At 56.8% G+C, this 5,208-nt stretch carries 6 protein-coding genes and 1 pseudogene; all 7 read left to right on the top strand.

The genetic code is table 11. The annotated features are described in order from the left end of the window. Positions 1-117: pseudogene (locus B2W52_RS22250) on the top strand (Fe-S cluster assembly transcriptional regulator IscR); the annotation flags it as partial. Positions 118-139: 22 nt separating this feature from the next. Continuing rightward, positions 140-1,288, top strand: coding sequence for an IscS subfamily cysteine desulfurase (locus B2W52_RS14135; protein ID WP_008174323.1), 1,149 nt, complete (start codon positions 140-142; stop codon positions 1,286-1,288). A gap of 68 nt (positions 1,289-1,356) precedes the next feature. Further along, positions 1,357-1,785: a nucleoside-diphosphate kinase gene (ndk, locus tag B2W52_RS14130; RefSeq protein WP_008174325.1), complete on the top strand. Its 429-nt coding sequence runs from the start codon at positions 1,357-1,359 to the stop codon at positions 1,783-1,785. A gap of 63 nt (positions 1,786-1,848) precedes the next feature. Further along, positions 1,849-2,961 (top strand): dual-specificity RNA methyltransferase RlmN, encoded by a 1,113-nt coding sequence (gene rlmN / locus B2W52_RS14125; RefSeq protein WP_008174327.1) that lies wholly within the window; start codon positions 1,849-1,851, stop codon positions 2,959-2,961. A 74-nt stretch (positions 2,962-3,035) separates the two neighbouring features. Further along, positions 3,036-3,809, top strand: a complete 774-nt coding sequence (gene pilW / locus B2W52_RS14120; protein WP_008174329.1) for a type IV pilus biogenesis/stability protein PilW — start codon at positions 3,036-3,038, stop codon at positions 3,807-3,809. A gap of 19 nt (positions 3,810-3,828) precedes the next feature. Then, positions 3,829-4,794: a RodZ domain-containing protein gene (locus tag B2W52_RS14115; protein WP_286803635.1), complete on the top strand. Its 966-nt coding sequence runs from the start codon at positions 3,829-3,831 to the stop codon at positions 4,792-4,794. A gap of 77 nt (positions 4,795-4,871) precedes the next feature. Further along, on the top strand, positions 4,872-5,208 hold a 337-nt coding region (locus B2W52_RS14110), incomplete at its 3' end, for a flavodoxin-dependent (E)-4-hydroxy-3-methylbut-2-enyl-diphosphate synthase (protein ID WP_286803634.1).

Here is a 5,208-nt window from a genome sequence, read left to right as displayed (position 1 = left end):
GATCTGATGAGGAAGCATGAAATTCGCCAGGTTGCGGACCGGCAAAATCGCCGCCAGTCCGACAGTGGCTCTGAAACCATCAATACCGAACGCCTGTCCGATCAGGCGCCGGCCTGACACCAACAAGTTTCCGGAATCCATGAAAAAGCCCGTTTATATGGACTACGCGGCCACCACGCCCGTTGATCCAGCCGTTGCTGATGAAATGATGAAATACCTCACGCTGGATGGTGTATTCGGTAATCCGGCATCCCGCACCCACGCCTATGGTTGGCAGGCAGAAGCCGCAGTGGAAGCTGCACGCAAGAAGGTCGCCAGTCTCGTTCACGCTGATCCGCGGGAGATTGTCTGGACCTCGGGGGCAACGGAATCAGACAACCTCGCCATCAAAGGGGCGGTTGCCGGCCGGCAGGGCGCTCATATCGTTACCTCCAGGATCGAGCACAAAGCGGTTGTTGATACCTGCAAGTGGCTGGAGCATCAGGGTACTGAAGTCACCTGGCTGGAGCCGGCAGCCGACGGAACCATCGGTTTTGATCAGGTGTTGGACGCGCTCAAGGAAAATACCGTGCTCGTCAGCCTGATGTTGGTGAACAACGAGCTTGGAACAATCAATGATATTGCCGCCATTGGTGCCGAATTGCGCCAGAGAGGCATTCTTTTTCACGTAGACGCCGCCCAGGCCGCCGGCAAGATGGCAATTGATGTTGGCTCCATGCCGGTGGATCTGCTGGCGCTTTCCGGCCACAAGGTTTATGGCCCGAAGGGCGTCGGCGCCCTGTACGTCAGGCGGTCGCCAGATGTTCGTATTGAGGCGCAGATTCATGGTGGTGGCCATGAGCGAGGAATGCGCTCCGGAACGCTCCCCACCCATCAGATTGTCGGAATGGGAAAGGCGTTCGAGATCGCCCAGTCCGCGCTTGAACAGGAAGTGGAGAAGCTGGAAGCCCTGCGGGAGGCGTTTCTTTCGGGGCTCCGGCCTCTCGAGGGTGTCACTCTCAACGGCAGTGAATCCCGGCGCGTCCCGGGCATAATGAATCTTTCCTTTGAAGGCGTCGATGCGGAGTCCCTCATGCTCGGCCTTCGGGATCTGGCGGTATCCTCCGGTTCGGCCTGCGCTTCAGCCACGGTAGAGCCCTCATATGTGCTTCGTGGCATCGGGTTGAGTGAACAGCAGGCCCATCGTGCGCTGCGCTTTTCCATCGGCCGCTACACCACGAACGAGGAAGTGGCGTTTGCCAGCGCGCAAATAGTTGATGTTGTTAGTCGCCTCCGCGCAGTGCGGTAGGAAGTTTGCCCCGGACTGCGTATAATCGCAGGCCAGAATTTTAACCATCCACAAACTGGAGAAATACCATGGCAACTGAGCGCACGCTCTCGATTATCAAGCCCGACGCGGTAGCAAAGAACGTGATCGGCGAAATTTACAGCCGCTTCGAGAAAGCTGGGCTGAACATCGTTGCTGCCAAGATGATGCACCTCACCCAGGAGCAGGCAGAAGGCTTTTACGCAGAGCACAAAGAGCGTCCGTTCTTTAACGACCTGGTTGCATTCATGACCTCCGGTCCGGTGGTTGTGCAGGTTCTGGAAGGTGAAGGCGCGATCCTTAAAAACCGTGACCTGATGGGCGCGACCAACCCGAAAGAAGCCGAGGCGGGCACTATCCGCGCTGATTTCGCATCGTCCATCGACGCAAACGCCGTTCACGGCTCTGATTCCGCGGCTTCTGCCGAGCGCGAAATCGCTTACTTCTTCAATGACAACGAGATCTGCCCGAGGGGTTGATTGCGTTGATCGGGGGCGATCATCCGGTCGCCTCCGAATTGATTATCTGATCGAGGTTATGAAATGACAGCGGCCGCTGAAAAAACCAATCTCCTGGGAATGCCAAAAGCAAAGCTCGAGGCCTTCTTCGAGTCCCTGGGAGAGAAGCGTTTTCGTGCCACTCAGGTTTTGCAGTGGATCCATCAGCGTGGCGCCGATGACTTCGATCAAATGACCAATATGAGCAAGGCGCTTCGGGAAAAGCTGAAGCAGGTTGCCGAGATTCGTGGTCCTGAGGTGGTGTACGACGAAACCTCCAAAGACGGCACCCGCAAATGGGTGATGCGCATGGACAACGGCAACAGCGTGGAGACGGTACTGATTCCCGATGGCGAACGCGGCACACTCTGCGTTTCCTCACAGATTGGTTGCAGCCTGGACTGCACCTTCTGCTCCACCGGCAAGCGGGGCTTTAACCGTAATCTGACTGCGGCGGAAGTCATTGGTCAGGTGTGGGTTGCGCGCAAGGCCTTCATGCCTTTTGAGCCGGGCCCCGATCGGCCGATTACCAACGTGGTCATGATGGGCATGGGCGAGCCCCTGCTCAATTTTGATAATGTCGTGGACGCCATGAACCTCATGATGGAGGATCTGGCGTACGGGATCTCCAAGCGCCGGGTGACCCTCAGTACCTCTGGCGTGGTGCCCGCGCTGGATCGCCTGTCGGAAGTTACCGATGTTTCACTGGCCATTTCCCTGCATGCCCCGAATGATGAACTGCGTAACAAACTGGTTCCGTTGAATAAAAAGTACCCGATCTCAGAGCTGCTTGCGGCCACCAAGCGGTATTTCGCCCGTTTGCCAGACAAGCGTAAGGCTACAATCGAGTACACCGTTATCGAGGGGATGAACGATCAGCCCGAGCACGCCCGGGAACTGGCGGTGCTGTTGCGGGATCTTCCGTGCAAGATCAACCTGATTCCCTTCAATCCGTTTCCGGAGAGCGATTTCCGGAGACCGAGTATGAATGCCACGCGGCGGTTCCAGAACGTTCTTAACGAGGCTGGCTACATCACTACCATCAGAACCACGCGGGGCGATGACATTGACGCCGCCTGTGGGCAACTGGTCGGGCGGGTCGAGGACAGAACCCGGCGGAGTCAGCGGTATATTCAGGTTCAGCAGGTGAATCCCTGAACCAGATACGTCTTGCAGCCCAATCGAGGAAGGGGACACCCGTGATAACACCACCAGCAAACCGACGTTCATTCGTGTTGGCCACCCTGCTGCTGACCCTGCTGGTTACAGGTTGCGTTACCACTACCGACAGTCGGTTTTCACGGGAAGCAGATCAGCAGGAAGCGCTCGATAACTATGTGAAACTTGCCACGGCCTATATTGGGCAGGGCAATCTTGAACGTGCACGCCATCACCTCGACAGGGCATTGAAACTGGATTCAGATGACCCCGGCGCCAGGGCTGCGATGGGGCTCGTCTATAACGCCGAGGGTGAGCCAGAACTGGCTGAGCGTAATTTCAAACAGGCTATTTCCGAGGATCCAGGGTACACACGGGCGCGGGTTTATTACGGAGCTTTCCTGTTCGGCCAGAACCGGATGGAAGACGCGCGGGATCAATTCCGTGCTGCGTCCCGGGATACCGGTTATCAGGATCGCGGCTCGGTTTTCTTTAACCTGGGCATGACCCAGGAGCGCCTCGGAGAACTGGAAGCTGCGGCCACATCCTATCGCCGCGCAGTGGAGCTGACACGAGGCGATGCACGTTCCCTGCTGGCGCTCTCCCGGGTGTCCGTAGAGACTGGCGACTACGACGACGCGGCACGCTATTACTCGCGACTGATTTCATTGATGCAGCGAAATCAGCGTCTGGTCCACTCACCGGAGAGTCTTCTTACCGGAATCCGCATTGCCCGCTTCTACAGTGATGAAAACCAGGAGGCGAGCCTTGCGCTTCAACTCAGAAACAAATTTCCGGAGTCAGTCGAATACCAACAATATAAGGTGCTGATTTCTAATGGCAACTGAAGAAAACTCACAGCCAGCTATGAAGGAGCCCGTAGGGCGGCAGCTTCAAAAGGCACGGGAGAAAACCGGTCTGAGTACCGGTGATGTCGCAGCAGCGCAGCATTTGCGTCCTTCGGTAATCCAGGCGATCGAGTCGGGAGATTACAGCCAGATTGACAGTGAACTCTTTCTGAAAGGGTATGTCAGGGCTTATGCAAAACAGGTTGGGCTGGACGCAGACGCAGTGATTGCCGACCTCGACCAGGAACTGGAACCCATCCGGCAACAGCGGGGACAGGAGCAGGAAGCCAATCCGCTGGTTGACATCGAACGTCGCAGACGTCGTAAACGTCAGTTTGCCAAGGCTCTGTTTTTCCTGGTGGTGCTGGGCATTGCCGGATACCTTGCTTTCACCTTTCTGGCTCCTGCACAGGGCCCGGCACCTTCCGAGCCGGTGACAGAACCGGAATCAGTGCCGGAAGAGCCTGCTCCTGCTGAAGCCGAGGAATCGGCTGCGTTGGCCGAGCCAGAGCGCTCCGAGCCTGTGCTTGTTGCCAGTGCTGAAGAGTCGGAATCGGCAGGTATGGAGGCGGAGGCGCCTACCGTGCAGCAGCCTGAAACAGAAACTGAGGCTCAAGCACCTGAAACTGAGGTTGTTGAAAATCAGGTGCCTGAAAGCACACTGCCTACGGACGATGGCGCGTCTGATGCAACTGAGCCTGTTACCGATCAGATTCCTGCGGTCGTCCAGACCCCCGAGCCGGTTCTGGAAGACCCGAATGGGCTGTCGGACGCTTCGGACAACGGTCGACTCCAGATTCGCTTCAGTGACGATTGTTGGGTGCAGATCAGTGACGCAGCCGGTAACCGCCTGGTGAATTCGCTCCAGCGTAACGGGGATCTGATTGATATCGAGGGGCCGACGCCCTTGAGGGTTGTGATTGGCGCAGTCGATGCGGTTGAATCCATCCGTTTTCAGGGCGAGCCAGTGGATATCGGTGGCTAACGGGTTGTTAACAACCGGTCAGAATTCACCCTGACAATCTGAAATTTGATCAAATTTTCCATATCGGTCAGTAAGACATGAAACAGGATTCCCCGATTATCAGACGCAAATCCCGCCAGATCATGGTGGGCAATGTTCCTGTGGGTGGTGACGCGCCGATTGCGGTGCAGAGCATGACCAACACCGAAACCTGTGACGTAGAGGCCACCGTTGGCCAGATCAAGGCATTGCAGGAGGCAGGTGCGGACATAGTGCGTGTTTCCGTTCCGTCCATGGACGCCGCTGAGGCGTTCGGGAAGATTCGGGAGCAGGTTTCCCTGCCGTTGGTTGCCGACATCCACTTCGATTACAAAATCGCTCTTCGGGTAGCAGAACTGGGTGTTGACTGTCTCCGGATCAATCCGGGCAATATCG

The organism is Marinobacter sp. UBA2498 (assembly GCF_002341575.1).
Classification (GTDB): Bacteria; Pseudomonadota; Gammaproteobacteria; order Pseudomonadales; family Oleiphilaceae; genus Marinobacter; species Marinobacter manganoxydans.
The sequence above is the reverse complement of the archived record's forward strand: the minus strand, read 5'-3'. Positions and strand labels throughout refer to the sequence as shown.